This window comes from Saccharopolyspora sp. CA-218241, from assembly GCF_050954615.1.
Taxonomy (GTDB): Bacteria; Actinomycetota; Actinomycetes; order Mycobacteriales; family Pseudonocardiaceae; genus Saccharopolyspora; species Saccharopolyspora cebuensis.
Window position 1 is genome coordinate 826,157 of record NZ_CP191860.1, and the last position, 13,881, is coordinate 840,037.

The 13,881-nt window shown below is 72.1% G+C and carries 12 protein-coding genes; 6 read left to right on the forward strand and 6 right to left on the reverse strand.

All coding sequences use genetic code 11. The features are described from left to right. Positions 1–275: 275 nt before the first annotated feature. Both ACQP0T_RS04165 and ACQP0T_RS04170 read right to left on the reverse strand, forming a co-directional pair. Positions 276–1,370 (reverse strand): metallophosphoesterase family protein, encoded by a 1,095-nt coding sequence (locus ACQP0T_RS04165; RefSeq protein WP_433871385.1) that lies wholly within the window; start codon positions 1,368–1,370, stop codon positions 276–278. Positions 1,371–1,549: 179 nt separating this feature from the next. Next, a complete protein-coding gene (locus ACQP0T_RS04170) occupies positions 1,550–2,389 on the reverse strand; it encodes a metal-dependent hydrolase (RefSeq protein ID WP_433871386.1) in 840 nt (279 codons plus the stop codon). 155 nt (positions 2,390–2,544) lie between these two features. Between ACQP0T_RS04170 and ACQP0T_RS04175 the strand changes: the two genes are divergently transcribed. The 4 genes from ACQP0T_RS04175 (at position 2,545) to yidC (ending at position 5,769) form a co-directional block, all read left to right on the forward strand. Next, positions 2,545–2,688 (forward strand): hypothetical protein, encoded by a 144-nt coding sequence (locus ACQP0T_RS04175; RefSeq protein ID WP_433871387.1) that lies wholly within the window; start codon positions 2,545–2,547, stop codon positions 2,686–2,688. Beyond that, positions 2,646–3,326, forward strand: coding sequence for an SAM-dependent methyltransferase (locus ACQP0T_RS04180; protein ID WP_433871388.1), 681 nt, complete (start codon positions 2,646–2,648; stop codon positions 3,324–3,326). The genes ACQP0T_RS04175 and ACQP0T_RS04180 overlap by 43 nt, the downstream gene beginning before the upstream one ends. Positions 3,327–3,784: 458 nt before the next feature. Beyond that, positions 3,785–4,531 (forward strand): hypothetical protein, encoded by a 747-nt coding sequence (locus tag ACQP0T_RS04185; protein WP_433871389.1) that lies wholly within the window; start codon positions 3,785–3,787, stop codon positions 4,529–4,531. Positions 4,532–4,719: 188 nt separating this feature from the next. After that, positions 4,720–5,769 (forward strand): membrane protein insertase YidC, encoded by a 1,050-nt coding sequence (yidC, locus tag ACQP0T_RS04190; protein WP_433871390.1) that lies wholly within the window; start codon positions 4,720–4,722, stop codon positions 5,767–5,769. A 51-nt stretch (positions 5,770–5,820) separates the two neighbouring features. On the opposite strand, the gene ACQP0T_RS04195 is transcribed toward yidC, so the two are convergent. Together ACQP0T_RS04195 and ACQP0T_RS04200 are read right to left on the reverse strand one after the other, a co-directional pair. Beyond that, on the reverse strand, positions 5,821–6,471 hold the full coding sequence (locus tag ACQP0T_RS04195) for a class F sortase (RefSeq protein WP_433871391.1): 651 nt from the start codon (positions 6,469–6,471) through the stop codon (positions 5,821–5,823). Then, a complete protein-coding gene (locus ACQP0T_RS04200; RefSeq protein WP_433871392.1) occupies positions 6,468–7,853 on the reverse strand; it encodes an MSCRAMM family protein in 1,386 nt (461 codons plus the stop codon). The genes ACQP0T_RS04195 and ACQP0T_RS04200 overlap by 4 nt, the downstream gene beginning before the upstream one ends. A 435-nt stretch (positions 7,854–8,288) precedes the next feature. On the opposite strand from ACQP0T_RS04200, the gene ACQP0T_RS04205 reads away from it, so the two are divergent. Further along, positions 8,289–9,092, forward strand: coding sequence for a Bax inhibitor-1/YccA family protein (locus ACQP0T_RS04205; RefSeq protein WP_433871393.1), 804 nt, complete (start codon positions 8,289–8,291; stop codon positions 9,090–9,092). Positions 9,093–9,925: 833 nt separating this feature from the next. On the opposite strand, the gene ACQP0T_RS04210 is transcribed toward ACQP0T_RS04205, so the two are convergent. Then, positions 9,926–11,146: an acetyl-CoA C-acetyltransferase gene (locus ACQP0T_RS04210; RefSeq protein WP_433871394.1), complete on the reverse strand. Its 1,221-nt coding sequence runs from the start codon at positions 11,144–11,146 to the stop codon at positions 9,926–9,928. A 115-nt stretch (positions 11,147–11,261) separates the two neighbouring features. Beyond that, positions 11,262–12,188 (reverse strand): SGNH/GDSL hydrolase family protein, encoded by a 927-nt coding sequence (locus ACQP0T_RS04215; protein WP_433871395.1) that lies wholly within the window; start codon positions 12,186–12,188, stop codon positions 11,262–11,264. A gap of 252 nt (positions 12,189–12,440) precedes the next feature. On the opposite strand from ACQP0T_RS04215, the gene ACQP0T_RS04220 reads away from it, so the two are divergent. Next, positions 12,441–13,808 (forward strand): cystathionine beta-synthase, encoded by a 1,368-nt coding sequence (locus ACQP0T_RS04220; RefSeq protein WP_433871396.1) that lies wholly within the window; start codon positions 12,441–12,443, stop codon positions 13,806–13,808. Positions 13,809–13,881 lie beyond the last annotated feature (73 nt).

Here is a 13,881-nt window from a genome sequence, read left to right on the forward strand (position 1 = left end):
AAAAGCAACTCCCCCCGTTGAAGTTCACCCAATCGCAGGTAGGCCCGGCACGGCCACCGATTCCGGCGACCGGCGCTTTCCGGGCGCCCGGCGGTCCGGTCGGCGCACCGCCGCCGATCACCGCCGCACGCGCTGGCAGCTCCGCAGGAGCCGTTGAGCCACGGTCGCCCGGTCTCGGGCAACCCGACGCCGTTCCAGAGCGCCGAACGACGTCACCGCGGCGACACGCCCGTTCCCAGCCGGGCGGTGTGGAACGCGCGGTCGCGGACCGGCGTTCAGCGTCCGGGTGGGAGGGGTTGGGGGTCCGTGCTCTGGTCGGTGTTCGAGAGGTCGATCCCGTAGTCGCGGGCGAACACGTTGTGGGTCTCGACGAGGACGCCTTCCGCGTTCTCGTCGAGGTGGAAGACCCGGGCGCCGCGGAGCCGGTGGTTGTCCTCGCCGCCCAGCCCGTACGCGCCGAATCCGGTGCCCGGCCCGTATCCGAGGAGCACGCCGTAGTAGTCGCCCTGGTAGGTGTTGATGTGGTCGTGCCCGACGAAGACGCCCCGGACATCACCTCGGTGCTGGATCGCCGAGAACATCCCGGAGTTGAACGGACCGGGGCACTCGTCCTCGTTGCGCTCGCCGGTGATGCCGTGCTTGCGCACCGCGCGTTCGTGGTCGGCTCCGGTGCGGCTGTCCACGCTGGCGAACCACATGAACCGGTGCTCCCAGAGGCAGATGTGCAGGAACATCAGGCCCGGCACCGGGAATCCGGCGCGCTGTTCCAGGGCCGCGGAGGTGTCCAGGTACCAGCCGACCTGATCGCCGCGCAGCCAGTCCCAGTCGGGGTAGCCCTCGAAGTCCTGCCCGGCGATCCGCTCGGGCGCGTACCGGCCGCTGTCGATCAGCCACACGGCGAAGGCCGGTGCGTCCCCGCGCGATCCGTTGATCAGCAGGTTCATGTTGCCGGTGCCGGTGATGCCCTCGGGGCCGGGCTCGTTGACGTTGTGCCGGTAGCCCCGGAAGAACTCCAGCATGTCCTTCTCGTCGAACCCGGTCGCCGCGGTGGAATCCTCGTCGTGGTTGCCGAACGTCGCCGCCCACGCGACGCCGCGCCGCTCCATCGGCTGCACGACGTTGTTGAGCGCTTGCTTGGTTTCCAGCTCCGTGCGCGGTCCACCGTTGATGAGGTCGCCGACCAGCACCACGAGATCGGGCTGTTCGGCGTCCAGCACCCGGTCCATGAGCTCGATGGTCCGCCGGTCGATGCGGTGGTCGTCCTGGGTGTCGTTGAACTGCACGATCTTGAACCGGCCGTTCGGGTTGAAGCGCAGGGGCGCGTTCGCGGTACCCGCCCCGGCCGCGCGGCCGGACGAGCCGAACGCCATCGCCAGCGCTCCGGCCCCACCGGCCCTGAAGACGTTCCGCCGAGCCACACCTGGCCTGTTCGACACGGTTGCCCACACCCTTCGCACGGAGATGACAGGATCATGGGCCGCCGCGGTGGCCCGCACGTGAACCCCGCCCGAACCGGAGCGGAAGGGTGGCTGCCCACCGGCGGCGCCGGTCAGGTCGTGGCGGGCAGGAACAGGCCGACGACGTCGGGGAGGATGAGCAGGACGAGGGCCACCAGGCAGGCGACCTCGATGATCCGCTCGATGCGCTTGCCGGAGCGGGAACCGACGCGCCAGCGCAGGGATTCGGGGAGCACGTGGGAGCGGCGCCAGCGGGAGCCGCGGCACTGGGCGCTGGGACGGCACTTCGGGCAGCGGCGGCGCAGCGGCCAGCTCCACGGGATGCCGCTGCGGGTGGCCGAATCGCCGATCGAGTGCACGATCATCCCGATGGCGACGCTGGCGCCCGCGTACCAGCCGAGTTCGTCCATCGCGCCGGAGACGAACAGCGCCGCCGTGATGAGCACCGCGGTCAGCATCGCCCCGGCGTCGCGGTGGGTCTTCAGCCTGCGGCGCACCCAGCGCGGACCGGAGCGGGACAGCGCGCTGATCCCCGGCGCCAGCACCAGGACCAGCACCAGCGTCGTGACCCAAGGGGTGAGGAGGGCGCCCGAGCCGACCAGGAGGCCGAGCCCCACCGCGAAGACCGGGGTGTGCACCAGACCGCGGTGCTCGCCGTCGCCCGCCGGGTCGTGCGGCAGCCGGGTGGCGCCGTAGGCGGTGCGCGCGAGCCGCTGGAACGCCTCGCCGACGAACGCGGTCAGCGGGCCGCCGGAGCGGTACGCGGTGGCACCGTCGGCGTCGAGGTCGGGCAGCAGCGCCGCGCCCGCGCCCAGCAGCGCCCCGACCGCGGTGCCGGCCGCCCCCAGCTCCGCTCCGGTCGCCGCACCGATCGCCGAGGACGACAGCGCCCCCGCCACCGCACCCGTGCACGCGTGTCCACCGGCCTCCACGCAGCTCCCCCTCTCGCGTTGTGCGCGCCAGCCGACCGCATCCGCGCGCGCGGCGGAACCGCCGGACGGCTGATCCCATGATCACAGCGGAGTTCCGCCCCGGATCACCGGGCCACCGCTAGGATCGGGCGGACCGGGCGAGGCGAGGAGGCGCGGTGAGCGACCCGACGGAGGGCATCGACCTGTCCCGGCCGAACGCCGCCCGGGTCTACGACTACTACCTCGGGGGCACCACAACTTCGCCGCCGACCGGCGGATGGCCGAGGACGCGATCGAGCTGTGGCCGGACCTGCCGCTGATCATGCAGGCCAACCGCGCCTTCCTGCGGCGCGCGGTGCGCTACTGCGCGGAGCTCGGGGTGCGGCAGTTCCTCGACCTGGGTTCGGGCATCCCGACGGTCGGCAACGTGCACGAGGTGGCGCAGGAGCGGGCGCCGGGTGCGCGCGTGGTGTACGTGGACCAGGAGCCGGTCGCCGCCGCCTACTCCCGGAGCATGCTGCGGGACGACCCGGACGCCGCGATGGTGCAGGCCGATCTCCGCGATCCCGACTCCGTCCTCGGCGCCCCGGAGGTCCGCGACCTCCTCGACCTGGACCGGCCGGTGGCGCTGATGGTCGTCGCGGTGCTGCACTTCGTCGACGACCCCGCCGAGGTGCTGGCCCGCTACCGCGACGCCCTGGCGCCCGGCAGCCCGCTGGTGCTCTCGCACGCCAGCCAGGAGGGGCGGCCGGACCTGGCCGAGTCGCACTCCGGGTTGTACCGGCAGCGCACCAGCACTCCGATGACGATGCGCTCGCACGCCGAGGTGACCGCGCTGTTCGAGGGCTTCGACCTCGTCGAACCCGGGGTCGTGTTCCTGCCGGAGTGGCGGCCGGAGGACCCGGAGCGCGACCCGAGCCGGTTCACCGGCCTGGCTGGGGTCGGCATCAAGCCGTGACCCGGGCGCCTGCGGTGGCGGGCCTGGCGCGCGCCGGTGTGGGGCGTCTCATGGTGTGGTCCGCGGGGGGTGGGTCTTCCACCGCCAGCTGATCACCGACACAATGCGCGCCCATGGCCAACGAGCGCCCAGATCGGCAGCCGAACCCGCCGCGGCGCGGACCACAGCCCCCCGGCGGACCACCGCCCGGGCCTGATCAGCAGGGCCGTCCGCCGCAGCCGCCGGGCCCGGAGCAGCCGACCCAGCGCGCCCCGCAGGGGCCGCCCCCTCGTCCGCCGGGGCAGCAGCCGCCACCGCCACCGGGCCAGCAGCCCCCTCCCGCGCCTCCCGGTCAGCCGGTGCCTCCCGGTCAACCCGTGCCGCCGCCCGGCCAGCAGCGGCCCCCCATGCCTCCGGGGCAGCCCGTGCCTCCGGGGCAGCCCGTGCCTCCGGGGCAGCCCGTGCCTCCGGGTCAACCCGTGCCGCCACCCGGGCAGCAGGCGCCGCCACCGCCCGGTCAGGCGCCGCCGCCCGGCCAGATGCCGCCGGGACAGCCGGTGCCGCCGCCCGGCCACCAGGGGCCACCGCCGCCCCCGGGAACGGAGCCGCCCACCCAGAGCGTCCAGCCGAACCCGCCGCCACCGCCACCGCCGCAGCCGAAGCCGACGCTGATGCAACCGGTGCGGGACCCCTACGCCGGGGAGTCCTACGACTGGTACGGCGACTCGGAACCCGAGCCGGAGCCGCCCCGCCGGGAGCCGCCCCGGGCCCGCCGCGAACCGCCGCCGGACCGCTACGACTACGACGACTACGACCGCTACGACGATTACGACGACTACGACGACGAGCCGCCGCGCCGCCGGGAGCGCCCGCGCGAGCGCCGCCGCGAACCGGAGCCCTACCGGGAACCCGAGCCGTACCGGGAGCCGCCGCGCCAGCGCGACCGGGTCGGGCCGAGCGCGGACGCGATCGGGCGGATCATCCAGCTCGTCACCGCGCTGATCGCCCTGGTGTTCGTGCTGCACATCGTGTTCGTGGTCACGGGGGCGAGCCAGGACAACGGTTTCGTCTCGTTCTCCTACGGGGTCGCCCGGGTGTTCGTGTTCGGGCTCGGCGACGTGTTCACCCCGGAGGACGCGACCATCGGCGTGGTGCTCAACTACGGCCTCGCCGCCCTCATCTACCTGGTGCTCGGCCGGATCGTGGCCCGCGCGCTGAAGCGGTAGCCGTCGCGGACCGGCGCCCGCCCGAGAGGCCCGCGTGGCGCCGGTCACGCCCGAGTGGCGGGGGGTCGACACCGGCCGCTCGGGCGCATGGCACCCTGGTAGGGCTGACCTGCGGACACAGCGCGGGTGCGGCTGCGCAGGTGCGCCCCGGTGGCGATGACGACCGGGCGATGACCAGGAGTGATTGAGTGTTCGACTTCATCCTCTACCCGGTGTCGGCCATCTTGTGGTTCTGGCACAAGATCTTCGGCTTCGTGCTGGGACCGGACAACGGGTTCGCCTGGGCGCTCTCGGTGTTCTTCCTCGTGTTCTCGCTGCGGCTGGTGCTGCTCAAGCCGGCGATCAGCCAGATCCGGTCCGGCCGGCAGATGCAGAAGTTCGCCCCGCACATGCAGAAGATGCGGGAGAAGTACAAGAACGACAAGCAGCGCATGGCGCAGGAGATGCAGAAGCTGCAGTCCGAGCACGGGGTGAACCCGCTCGGCGGCTGCCTGCCCGCGCTGCTGCAGGTCCCGGTGTTCCTGAGCCTGTTCACCGTGCTGCGCAACTTCACCCCGGGTGCGCAGAGCAACTACATCTTCGACGCCCAGGGCGTCGAGTCGTTCATCCAGGCCGACATCTTCGGCGCGAAGCTGTCGAACTGGGTCACCCAGCCCGCCCAGGAACTCGCCGCGTTCGGCACCGACCGGACCTCGATGATGATCGTCGCCATCCCGCTGATGCTGGTCGCGTCCGTCGCGACCTACTTCACGATGCGGATGTCGATGAAGCGGCAGACCGAGGCGGCCATGGCCAACCCGCAGACGGCCATGATGGGCAAGTTCATGATGTACGTCGCGCCGATCGGTGCGATCGTCTCCGGCCCGTTCCTGCCCATCGCGGTGCTGCTGTACTGGCTGGCGAACAACTTCTGGACCCTCGGCCAGCAGCACCTGCTGACCAACAAGATCGACCGCGAGCAGGAGCGCGCGCGGCAGAAGGAGATCGAGGCCAAGAAGGCGGCGCCGCGGCCCAAGCCCGGTCAGAAGCCGAACCGCCCGCAGGAGGGCGCGGTGCAGACCGAGGAGGAGACCGAGGAGGCCCCCGCGCAGCGCTCCGGTGCTCCGCAGCAGCAGAACCGGCCGAAGTCCCAGCGCTCCGGTGGCGGGGGCGGTCGCCCCGGCGGCAAGAAGGGGCAGCAGAAGAACCGGCCGGGCAAGCAGGCGGCCTCGGCCAAGAAGGGCAAGAAGAAGCGCTGAACGGGAGAAGGGCCGGTGGTCGGGTGACCACCGGCCCTTCTTCTCGTTCGATCACACGGGCGTGGCGATGACGATCCGGTTCTCGTCGTAGCCCATGTCGCCGCCGACGTAGCGGCCACCGCAGGTCACCAGCACGAGCCGGTGCGCACCGCCCTGGCTGAACAGCTCCTCGGCGCGGCCGGGGAGTTCGTCCTTGTGCAGGGTCAGCACCTCGGTGACCTGGTAGTCGTGCTGCACGCCCGCGTCGTCGACCACCGTGACCCGGTCACCGGTCCGGGAGTCCCAGAGCTCGGAGAACGGGCCCTCGGCGCCCTCCCAGTTGACGTGCCCGGCCAACACCGTCGCCCCGCCGGGGGCGTCGAGGCCGGCGCCCCACCAGGTCGCCTCGTCCACCCCGTCGGGGACGGGCAGGGTGCCCGAGCGGTCCAGTTCGTCCCGCACGAGCTCCGCCGTCCCGCCCTGGGGCAGCCGGATGGTGCCCGGCGGCTGACCGGCGGGCACGTGGATCGGCTGCACCGGCAGCGCCGCCGGATCGTCCTCGACGACCTCGGTGCGGGCCTGGTGCCGGTCCGGGGCGCCCGCCGCGGCGCTCGGAGTGCTCGGCGCCGCGGGCCCGACCAGGGCCACCGCGATGGCGATCACCGCCGCCACCGCGACGACCCCGGCCGAGACCAGCACGAGCAGCCGACGCCGCGAGGTCACCGCTGGCGCTCCGGTCGGCGCAGCGCGTAGCCGCCGACGGCCACCGCGCCCACCAGCGCCATGCCGCCCAGGCCGAGCAGGCCCAGGTTCACACCGGGATCGTCACCGGCCGGGATGCGGATCGGCACGGTCGGCGTGTTCGGCACGTTGGACACCACCAGCTCCAGCGTCTGCCCCGGTTCGAGGACTCCGGTCACCGATGGCGGGTTGGCCGGGTCGAACGCCTCCTCGTAGCCGGGAGCCGGGCTGACCTCGGTGATCATGACCTCCTGCGGGGTCTTGAGGTCCGGGATGACGGCGGTGCCGTCGGCGCCGGTGGTGAGCACCGCCGGCTCGCCGTCCGGGCCGACCAGCGGGGTGCCGTCCTGGCGCAGCGCGGGGGAGCCGTCCGGCAGCGACAGCCGCAGCGCGACGCCGCTGATCCGGGCCTGGCTCTGCTCGTCGACCTTGGTGATCCGCACCTGCCCGGGCGCGGTCACCGCGGTCGTGGTCGCCTCGACGGTGAGCTGCTGCTCGCCACCGGTGGAGACGACCCGCTGCGTGGTGTCGGGCGCGTCGACCGCCTGCCGCACGTACGGGCGGTCGGCCGGGGCCGCCAGCTCGCCGGTGATCGTCGGGTTCGGCCCGGTGGGCGTCACCTCCAGCACCAGCGGGCTGCCGTCGGCCGGGGTGGTGGCCACGCCGTCGGTGAGCCCGGCGACCTCGGCGTCGGTGGCGGTGATCCGCACCGGGACGCCGCCGACGCCCTGGTCCTCGGCCCGGGTGACGGCCAGCGTCCACTCCGCGGTCTCACCGATGGTCTGCTCGCCCTCCGGGGCGGTCAGCTCGGCCTCCCACGGGCCCCGGTTGGCTTCCGCCTCGGCCCGCAGCCGCTCGACCGCTTCCCGGGCTTCGGCGGGCAGCTTGTCGTAGTGGAAGTCGATGTCGTAGGCGATCTCGGTGAACGAGTTGCCCGAGTCCAGGTCGGCGGGAGTGCGCGGCGCCGCCGTCCAGGAGTGCAGGAGGTGCGCCAGCGCGGCGGCCTCGTGGTCCGACTGCGTGTCGCCGTAGCGCAGCAGCAGGTACGAGATGTTCGCCGCGATCTCCGGGGCGAGCGGATCGCCCCACTTGGTGCCCAGCGGATCGCCGGGCTGGTACTCCTGCCCACTGTCCGGTGCGGTCAGCGCGAACTGGACGCACCAGACGTGCTGGCCCTGGAGCATGTAGGAGCCGAGCCAGTCCCGGTCCCGACTCACGCCGCCGTAGGGCTGACCGGGGGTGACCTCGTGACCGACACCTTCCTGTACGGCCGCGAGCGCCGCTCCGGGAACGGCGAACGCTCCCGCCCCGGCGAGCAGGGCGGTGCCGAGCGCCGCCGCGACCCATTTTCTGACCATGCGCATGCAAGCTCCGCTTCGAAGTGGAGGGGAAAGAGACGTCACCTGCTCGCTCGCGCGCGTGCGCGCCCCGACCGGGAGCAAAACGGACGCCGGAGGTGATCCTTCCGATCACCCTCGGTATCTACAAGACTCCAAAGGGTCGAAGCTGGCGGCTACTCCTCGGTGTGTTCCAGGCACTTCCGGTGAGGGATGAGTCACCCGGACGGGCGCAGCGCGACCGGAACGGCGGCGCGCGGTCCTCACCGGTCGCAACGGGCGCCGCGGGTTGGCGACGCGACGTGATCGTTACCCGCATCGGCGGATCGTCGCGGTGACGTCGTCGGTGGGTGCTGGGTCCGGCGACCGGATGCCGGTAAAGTCGCTTTTACCGAGCGGGAACTCATCGGCTGCCCCGGTCGTTGTTCCCCATGACGGCGCCAGCACGCCCAGGAGGATGAGTTGCGCACAACGAGCAACCCCGCGTTCAAGAACCTGCCCACCTCGGGCGGGCACGCGAACTTCAACTACGCCCAGGGGCAGGCCGGCGGCTTCGGCTCTCCCCTCGGGCAGTCCTCGGCCGCGCCCACCAAGACGGCGCGTCCGATGACCATCGACGACGTGGTCACCAAGACCGCGATCACCCTCGGCCTCGCGGTCATCACCGGTGCGGTGACCTACCTCGCCGGACCGCCCGCGATGGCGCTCGCCCTGCCCGCGCTGCTGGTCGGGTTCGTGCTCTCGCTGGTCATCATCTTCAAGAAGAAGCCGAGCCCGGCGCTGGTCGTCGCGTACTCGATCGTCGAGGGCGTGTTCCTCGGCGCCATCAGCTACGCCTTCGCCATGGCCACCGGAATGGGCGTCGGGCTGGTGCTCAACGCCATCCTGGGCACGGTCGGCGTGTTCGCCGCGATGCTGGTCGTCTACAAGACCGGTGCGGTGCGGGTCACCCCCAAGCTGACCAAGTGGATCATCGGCGCCGTCGCGGGCGTGGCGATCCTGATGCTGGTCAACCTGGTGGCGAGCTTCTTCGTCGCCGGTGGCCTGGGGTTGCGCGAGGCGGGCCCGCTGGGCATCGCCTTCAGCCTGCTGTGCATCGGCGTGGCGGCGTTCAGCTTCCTGCTCGACTTCGACGCCGCCGACCACGCGATCCGCTCCGGGGTGGACTCGAAGTTCTCCTGGTACATCGCCTTCGGCCTGATGACCACGCTGGTGTGGCTGTACCTGGAGTTCCTGCGGCTGTTCGCGATGTTCAACCAGGACTAGCCCCACCACGCTCCAGGGCGCGACCGCCGGGAAGCGGTGCCGACCACCACGGTCGGCACCGCTTCTTCACGTTCCAGGCCCACCGCACCCGTCCGTGACATGAGTGAGGGGCACCCTTGCCCGAGTAAGGACTGCTTTCAGAACGGCCTGCGTGGCGGTGCGGGTGGCGGAACCTCAGCGGACTTCTCGCTCCGGGATCGCCTCCTGATGTACCCACGACGTACACGGCGTCGGCGCTGTCCTCGCGAGAAGACCGCTGAGAACCCGCCGCGGTGCCGGTTTCGTGCCTCACCGCATGCGGCTCCGCCGCATTCTGAAAGGACCCCAACTCGAGCAAGGGTGCCCCTCACCTCGTCAACGCCACCTGAACCGACCGACGAGAACCTCCCGCAGCCAACCGGACCCGGCGGGCGGCGACCCCGAGACCCAAGCAAGCGGGCGCAGCATTCCCGCACCGACCGCGCCACCGCAACCACTCAGGCAAACGGCAAAGCCGCTTCCGCACCGACCGCGCCACAGGCGCCATCGTCAGGCAAGCGGGCGAAGCCATTTCCGCGCCGATCGCGCCACCGCAATCACCGTCAGGCAAACGGCGGCAGCCGTTTTCGCTTTGCCCCACGCACGGCACCGGCACCGCCGCGGGTTCTCAGCGACCTTCTCGCGAGGACGCCCTGATGCCGTGTATTGGCATACATCAAGAAGGGCGCCCGGAGCGAGAAGGTCGCTGAGGTTCCGCTGTCGGCACCGCCACGCAACGGGACCACAACACCTTTCACCGCGAGAAGGTCGCTGAGGTTCCGCTGCCGGCACCGCCACGCAACGGGACCACAAAATCAACTAAGCCGTTCGAGGACCATTGCCATTCCTTGCCCCCCGCCGACGCACATGGTCTCCAGGCCGAACTGCTTGTCGTGCCAGCGCAGCGAGTTGAGCAAGGTGGTGGTGATCCGGGCGCCGGTCATGCCGAAGGGGTGGCCGACGGCGATCGCGCCGCCGTTGACGTTGACCTTCTCCAGCGGGATGTCGAGCTCCCGGTAGGAGGGGATGACCTGCGCGGCGAACGCCTCGTTGATCTCGACGAGGTCGATGTCGGAGGCCGACATGCCCGCGCGCCGCAGCGCCTGCTTCGACGCCTCGACCGGACCGAGCCCCATGATCTCCGGGGACAGGCCGGTGACGCCGGTGGAGACGATCCGGGCCAGCGGGGTGAGCCCGAGCTGCTTGGCCTTGGTATCGCTCATGATGACCAGCGCGGCGGCGCCGTCGTTGAGCGGGCAGCAGTTGCCCGCGGTGATCCGGCCGTCCGGGCGGAACACCGGCTTGAGCCCGGACACGCCTTCCTTGGTGACTCCCGCGCGCGGGCCGTCGTCGGTGTCGACGACGGTGCCGGCCGAGGTGGTCACCGGGGTGATCTCGCGGGCGAAGAAGCCGTCCGCGATGGCCTTCTCGGCGAGGTTCTGGGAGCGGACGCCGAAGTCGTCCATCTCGTCGCGGCTGATGCCCTGCTGCCGCGCCAGGTTCTCCGCGGTCTGGCCCATCGGGATGTAGACGTCGGGCAACAGGCCCTGTTCGCGCGGGTCGGTCCAGGTGTCCGCGCCTTCCTGCGCGACCTCGTCGGTGCGGGCCTGGGCGTCGGCGAACAGCGGGTTGCGGGTGTCCTCGATGCTGTCGGAGTTGCCCTTGGCGAACCGGCTCACCATCTCCACGCCGGCGCTGATGAACACGTCGCCCTCGCCGGCCTTGATGGCGTGCAGCGCCATCCGGGTGGTCTGCAGGCTCGACGAGCAGTAGCGGGTGACCGTGGTGCCGGGCAGGTGGTCGTGGCCGAGCAGCACCGACACCACGCGGGCCATGTTGAAGCCCTGCTCCCCGCCGGGTAGCCCGCAGCCCAGCATCAGGTCGTCGATGTCGGCCGCGTCGAGCTCGGGGACCTTGTCCAGGGCGGCGCGGATGATGGTCGCGGTGAGGTCGTCCGGCCGGAAGTCCACCAGCGATCCCTTGCCCGCCCTGCCGATCGGGGAGCGCGCGGTGGAGACGATGACTGCTTCGGGCATGGGAACTCCTTCGTTCGCCGGGGTGGCGCCGGGCGCCGTGGCCTCGCCGGTCATCTTGACCGGGTGGGGTGAGGGCCGACAAGAGGAAGACCGACCGACTGGTATGTAGCGTGGCTCACCCGTCGGAGCGGCGGTGCAGCCCGCGGTTGATCCGGGCGACGATCCGGCTGGTCGGGCGCCGGGCCTCGGCGGCGGCCGAGCGCACCGGGGCGGCGGGGAGCGGACCGCCGTGCCACTCGCCGAGCGCCGAGCACAGCACGGGCAGCAGGATCCGGGACGCCGCCTCGTACCCGGCCGCCGACGGGTGGAAATTGTCCGGGCTGAAGAACTCGCTCGGCCGGGCGAGGAACTCGGGGGAGAGCAGGTCGGCCAGCGGCACCGCGTGCCCGCCCGCGGCCTCCACCGCCGCGCGCTGGGCCCGGCCCAGCGCGAGGCTCCACCGGCTCGCCAGCGACCGCAGCGGCTGCGGGATCGGCCGGATCGCCCCCAGGTCCGGGCAGGTGCCCGCGACCACCGGCACACCGCGGTCGAGCAGCGTCCGCACCGCGTCGCCGAGCAGCGCGGCGCTGGCCGCCACCGGCAGGCGGGAGGTCACGTCGTTGGCGCCGATGATGACGAGCACCAGCGTCGGCGGGTGCGGCGCCGTCGCCTCGACCTGCGCCGCCAACGCCTGCGTGGTCGCGCCGACGACCGCGCGGGTGGTCAGCGCGACCGGCCGGTCCAGCTCCGCGGCCAGTCCGCGGGCCAGCCGGACGCCCGGCAGGTCGTCCGGGAAGTCCACGCCGAGACCGGCCGCCGAGGAATCGCCGAGCACCACGAACTCCAGCGGCTCCACCGCCTCGGGCAGTTCCGAGCGCGGGACCGGACCGGTGCCGTCCGGCAGGTGCACGCCGTCGCCGCGCAGCGGTGCGGCGACGGGCGGCCCGATCACCTGGCGGGCCCGGCGGGACTGCCCGTTGAGCAGGCCGTACGCGGCCCCGGAAAGCCCGCCCGCGGTTCCCGCCGCCAGCAGTGCCAGCCGCAACGCCCTCGCCGCGATCATCGGTCGTCCTTCCCCCAGGTCGTCGGAACGGGGGCGGTCGGACCGGCCCCCTTCCTGATCTACCACCTGGCGCCCGATGCCGGGGCGGCCTTTCCCGGCGCCGATCCGCAACCCGGTGGTGCGTCGTTGCCCGGCCACCGGCGGTGACCGGTGGTCGGCGCATTAGGCTCGACGGAGCAAGGAGCGCTGCCGGGACGAGCGGCGGGCTCCTGGGGCGGCGAACAGCGATGATGAGGGAAACGAGGACCGACCGTGGACTACGCCGAGCACGTCATCGACCTTGTCGGCAACACCCCCCTGGTGCGGCTGAACGCGGTCGCCAGCGGCCCGACGCCGGTGCTGGCCAAGGTCGAGTACTTCAACCCCGGCGGCAGCGTGAAGGACCGCATCGCGCTGCGCATGGTCGAGGCCGCCGAGGAATCCGGTGAGCTGCGACCGGGCGGCACCATCGTGGAGCCGACCTCCGGCAACACCGGGGTCGGCCTGGCGATGGTCGCCCAGCGCAAGGGCTACCGCTGCGTGTTCGTCTGCCCGGACAAGGTCAGCGAGGACAAACGCAACGTGCTCAAGGCCTACGGCGCGGAGGTCGTGGTCTGCCCGACGGCCGTCCCGCCGGAGCACTCCGACTCCTACTACTCGGTGTCGGACCGGCTGGTCACCGAGATCGAGGACGCCTGGAAGCCCAACCAGTACGCCAACGAGCACAACCCCGAGTCGCACTACCTCAGCACCGGGCCGGAGCTGTGGGAGCAGACCGGGGGCCGGATCACCCACTTCGTCGCGGGCATCGGTACCGGCGGCACCATCTCGGGCACCGGGCGCTACCTCAAGGAGGTCTCCGGCGGCAAGGTGCAGATCATCGGCGCCGACCCGGTCGGCTCGGTGTACTCCGGCGGCCACGGGCGCCCGTACCTGGTCGAGGGCGTCGGCGAGGACTTCTGGCCGACCACCTACGACCGGGAGATCTGCGACGAGATCATCCCGATCTCCGACGCCGACTCGTTCACCACCACCCGCGACCTGGCCCACCGGGAAGCGCTGCTGGTCGGCGGTTCCTGCGGGATGGCCGTGGCCGCCGCGCTGCAGGTCGCCGAGCGGACCGGACCGGACGACGTCGTGGTGGTGCTGCTGCCGGACGGCGGGCGCGGCTACCTCACCAAGGTCTTCAACGACTCCTGGATGGCCTCCTACGGCTTCCTCTCGCCCGACCACGGCGGGGGTTCGGTCGGCGACGTGCTGCGCCGCAAGGACGGCACGCTGCCCGAGCTGGTGCACGTCCACCCGACGGAGACGGTCGCCGACGCGGTGACCTACCTGCGCGAGTTCGGCGTGTCCCAGATGCCGGTGGTCAACGCTGAGCCGCCGGTGATGGCCGCCGAGGTGGCGGGCGCGGTCAACGAGCGCGACCTGCTCGACGCGCTGTTCGCGGGCCGCGCCAACCTGGCCGACCAGGTCTCCGACCACATGTCCCCGCCGCTGCCCACGATCGGCGCGGGCGAGGAGATCAGCTCGGCGATGGCGGCGCTGGCCGGAGCCGACGGCGCGATGGTGCTCGTCGACGGGATGCCCGCCGGCGTCGTCACGCGTCAGGACGTGCTCGGATTCATCGCCGGTCGATGACGAGTTGTTACGCAACGGCACTACGCTGATCGCCCATCCGATAGCGTGTGCTCGACGAATGCCCAAAATCATG